Source organism: Acinetobacter sp. 1294596 (genome assembly GCF_000582925.1).
GTDB lineage: Bacteria > Pseudomonadota > Gammaproteobacteria > Pseudomonadales > Moraxellaceae > Acinetobacter > Acinetobacter radioresistens.
Genome location: NZ_JFCC01000080.1, coordinates 1 through 4,229 on the forward strand (window position 1 = coordinate 1; position 4,229 = coordinate 4,229).

A 4,229-nucleotide genomic window follows, 5' to 3' on the forward strand; every position below is an offset into this window, starting at 1 on the left:
TTCCTTAAGTAATAATTTTTTTAAGATCTTGAGCCAATTAAAAACTGCCTACAATATAAAAATTTCAATTATGATAACTTAAATATTAATGAATGATATTTAAGTTATCACGCAAAAAACTGCTATTAAAATAGTAGTTCTTTATTTCAATCTTATATTATTGGATTAAATATTAGCAACTTTAGGTTGAATATTAAGCTTAGAAATAATTGCCTGAGCTTGTTCTAACACGAGATGATCATTAGCTTGATGAGAAACTAACTGTACACCCATAGGCATATGAGTGGAACTAGTACCGATCGGGAAGGTAAAAGATGGTGCGTCGAGATAATTAAAAGGTCTCGTATAATCACCTACATGAATAAACTGGGTATCCTGTACGTCCAGTTCAACAGCAAAGATTGGACTAACAGGCAGCAGTAAACATAGATTCTCAACTAAAGATTTTTTAAATATATCTTGAAATATACTGCGCTCTCTGATGGTTTGCTGGTAGTCATCTGCTGTAATTGTTTTACCATGCAATACGCGGTCTCGTATCACCTGCCACATTTTAGTCTGTTCATTTTCAGCATCTTTGCCATGATATAAATAACTTTCATAAGCAATAATTTTTGATGTTCTGGTAGATAATTCTTCAAAGTTAAAACCTGCAGGAGGCTGCCATTTTTTAAGTGTAAAGCCCTGCTCTTTTAATTGCGCTAATAACTTATTCCATAAACTTAAAACTTCATCATTTAATGGATATGGAAAATCCTCTTCGGCTAGATAGTATAGTTGATTAAGATCGGATCGCAGGTGGGGAACATGTGTCTTAGCAAGTAATGCATACAGCTCAAGAATATCTTCACTTCTTAAGGCAATTGGACCCAATGTATCTAAGGTCTTTGACAGAGGAACTCCCCCTGAAGCATCAATCTGATCACTTGAGGGCTTGAATCCAAAAATACCGTTCAATGCAGCAGGTGTACGAATAGACCCGCCCGTATCACCACCAATAGACAGAGGACACAAACCAGCAGCAACAGCAACACTCGACCCAGAAGAAGAGCCGCCAGGTGCTAACTGTTTTTTAGACCAGGGATTATGAGGTGTGCCTTGCAGTGGATTTTGTCCTGAAAGTCCAAAGGCTAACTCTGTCATTTTTACTTTACCAAGAATCACAAAGCCTAAACTTTCAAGTTGTCGTACCAAGGCGCAGCTTTCTTGTGCAATTTGGTCTAAATAAACAGTACCCGCTTTGGTCACATAGCCTTTTACATCTAAATTATCTTTTAAAAGAATGGGTATACCATGAAACTGACTTAAACGCTTAGAGGTTATATTTAATGTGTCCAGTTGTCTGGCGTGCTCAAGTGCCTCAGTTTCAAATAGCGCTGAAATACAATTTAAGTCTTTATACGTTTTAATACGATGAATATAAAACTCAACCACATCAACTACTGTCACTTCTTTACTTGAAATTTTTCTTGCAATCTAAAGTGCTGAAATATTAAGTAAGTTCATTAAATATCTTCCAGTTTTTTACCCACAGTCTCAGGCATTTTAATAAAAGTAAGCAGTGTTAAAGCGGCCCCAATAATCACCAGAAAATAAAAATAGTCCTGTTTTCCAATGCTTTGCAACCAAGTAAGAATATAAGGTGTTGTGCCACCCAACAATGCGACCATTAAGTTATACGGTGCACCAATTCCCACAGCTCGAACTTCTGTCGGAAATTGTTCAGACATAAGCGTAGGACCTATAGATGTATATAATGCGTAAAGCAATAGACCAAATATTTCGACCAATAAAATTGAGCTAAATGAGCTATCCATCCACTTAATTATGGGATAGAAAAACAGTAAGTACCCTACAGCGAAAACAATTAACTGCGGCTTACGTCCAATTTTATCGGATAACCATCCAAATACAGGCTGGCATAGCATAAATACCACCAAAGCAATAGTATTGGCAGCAAAGGCAACTTTCGGTTCCGCACCCAAAGCCTTAATTGCGTAGCTTGGGACATACACAATAAATATATAGAATGCAAAAGTAGTTAAAATTGAAATACCAACTATTCGTAAGGTTTCTTTAGGATGATTTTTAATTAAGAAAATTAATGGATTTTTAACTTTTTCCTTGGCATGAGTCATTTCACTATCAGGTACAGAGCGGCGTATCCACATTCCGACCAGTCCACCTAAAGCACCCAAGAGAAAAGGAATACGCCACCCGTAATCACTCATCTGCTGTTCGGTTAAAATAGTGGTTAATAACCATGCCAAACTCGATGCCATTAATATACCAATGGCTGCACTAAAGAACATAAAACTTGAATAAAAGCCTCTTTTTTCTTTTGGTGCCATTTCTGATAGATACGTAGCTGCTGAAGCAAACTCTCCGCCTAAAGATAAGCCTTGTAATAACCGGGCCAAAACTAAAATAATAGGGGCAAAAATACCAATTACTTCATAAGTGGGAGACAGACCAATCATTAACGAACCACCCGCCATCATCATAATGGTGGCTGCAAGTGCTGCTTTTCTGCCATATCGATCTGAAAAGATTCCCAATACAATTCCGCCTAACGGACGCATAAAAAAGCCTACTGCAAAGATAGCGAAAGTCGCTAATAAAGATGCTGTTGGATCTGTAGAGGGAAAAAACTGTTTGGCAAAAAAAACCGCAAATGTTGCATAGATAGTCCAGTCAAACCATTCAACAGCATTTCCAACTGTTCCTGCAAGAATGACTTTCTTTTGTGATACATTTTCAAGCTTAGAGGTTGAATTTTTCATATTTGGTTCATCCATGATTTCCTTAAATTTGGTTTTAGACAAATAATTCCATTTAATTTTATTTTTCAGACTCAAATTTAGATTATATTTAATTTTTAGACAAGTCAATTATTATGAATGAATCTTTTAAAATGGACGATATTGATAAAGCGTGTATTAATGCTTTGTTAGAGAACCCAAGAGGTTCATGGCGGGAACTAAGCTTGGCGAGTGAAATTCCTGAAAAAAAATTATCTAGGCGCATTAGCAAGCTTTTTGATGAGCAAATCATTCGTACAGTAGTTGAACTGAATCCTTTGGTGGTTAATAAAGGATTTACTGTACATGTCTGGCTAAGCGTTAAACCGGGAAAGGTAAAAGAGATTTCACATTTTTTCTCTGAAAGGCCTGAAGTGCGAATTGTTTTTTTAACTACAGGATTAGCTGATATTTTTTTAGAAATTGGCTTGGAAAAAGCTACCGATTTATATCCCTGGATGCATGATTTCGTTACTCAGCTTCCGGATGTTAAAACAGTGGAAACACAGGTGGTTTTAAAACCCTTTACTTGGGCCAGCAAGCTAAAGAATAATCCTGTAGCTTCATCTATGCCTGTTCAACACTTATTATCTTCAGATGAATTAAAACTGATCCAAGTATTAGCAAAAGATGGCCGAATTTCAATGAAAAGCCTTTCGGAAGCTATTCAGATGAGTGAACATAAAACCCAGAAAATGATGAATGATCTGCTAGCAGAAGAAGTATTTTCATTGCGGTTAGACTTTGAACCAAAACTACTGGGCTATGATACTGAGGCAATTGTACTAATTAAAGCCCGTCCTGACTCTGTTAATGAAATTGTAAAAGCACTCTGCGAACTTAAAAATACCCGTTGTTTATTTGGGATTAGTGGTGAATCACAATTTTTCTGGCATGTATTGTGTAATGATCTAGCAGATTTATGGTATTTGACTACCGAAAAATTGGGCCAGTTAGAAGGAATTCACTCTTGTAATACGAATATGATTACCAACGCTTATAAACGTGCTGGTTTTATGCGCAAAGGAATCAATATGCAATTTCCCTAAAGCAACGATAAAATACCAAGCTTAAATAGCAATCCCTAATTGGAACCAAATCTTTCAAATTTTCAGTTGGGTATTAATCTATTTATTTAAAGTATTTCTGTAACAACATTTTTGCATTCAAGAGTCTTTTTAAGATCATGCTGCATTACTTTTAAATGAAAGTATTAAATGCTTCCTCTAGAGGAAGTTTTTAAAACTTCATAGTACATCATATAGCTATTTCTTATTCTCATAGACATGTCAGATGCCTAAGACCACTATATTAATATAAGCTCTGCTAGAGCTATTAATTTTTTTGCACATTCGTTAGTAATATATTACGTATGCCCAGATAATATTTTAATCGTAATAGTTTTTATATAAATATAGAAAAATAGCA

3 protein-coding genes are annotated in these 4,229 nt (G+C 35.7%); 1 reads left to right on the plus strand and 2 read right to left on the minus strand.

Translation table 11 applies throughout. The features are described from left to right. Positions 1–165: 165 nt before the first annotated feature. Both J502_RS15630 and J502_RS15635 read right to left on the minus strand, forming a co-directional pair. Positions 166–1,449, minus strand: coding sequence for an amidase (locus J502_RS15630; protein WP_052026717.1), 1,284 nt, complete (start codon positions 1,447–1,449; stop codon positions 166–168). 56 nt (positions 1,450–1,505) lie between these two features. After that, complete coding sequence (locus J502_RS15635; RefSeq protein WP_005406742.1) at positions 1,506–2,798, minus strand: MFS transporter; 1,293 nt, start codon at positions 2,796–2,798, stop codon at positions 1,506–1,508. Positions 2,799–2,896: 98 nt separating this feature from the next. Between J502_RS15635 and J502_RS15640 the strand changes: the two genes are divergently transcribed. Beyond that, a complete protein-coding gene (locus J502_RS15640; protein ID WP_034428957.1) occupies positions 2,897–3,850 on the plus strand; it encodes an Lrp/AsnC family transcriptional regulator in 954 nt (317 codons plus the stop codon). Positions 3,851–4,229 lie beyond the last annotated feature (379 nt).

What these genes read in the sequence shown, in the direction of transcription:
- J502_RS15640 (WP_034428957.1), top strand. Translation starts at nt 2,897, where the DNA reads ATGAATGAATCTTTTAAAATGGACGATATTGATAAAGCGTGTATTAAT.
- J502_RS15635 (WP_005406742.1), bottom strand. Translation starts at nt 2,798, where the DNA reads ATGGATGAACCAAATATGAAAAATTCAACCTCTAAGCTTGAAAATGTA.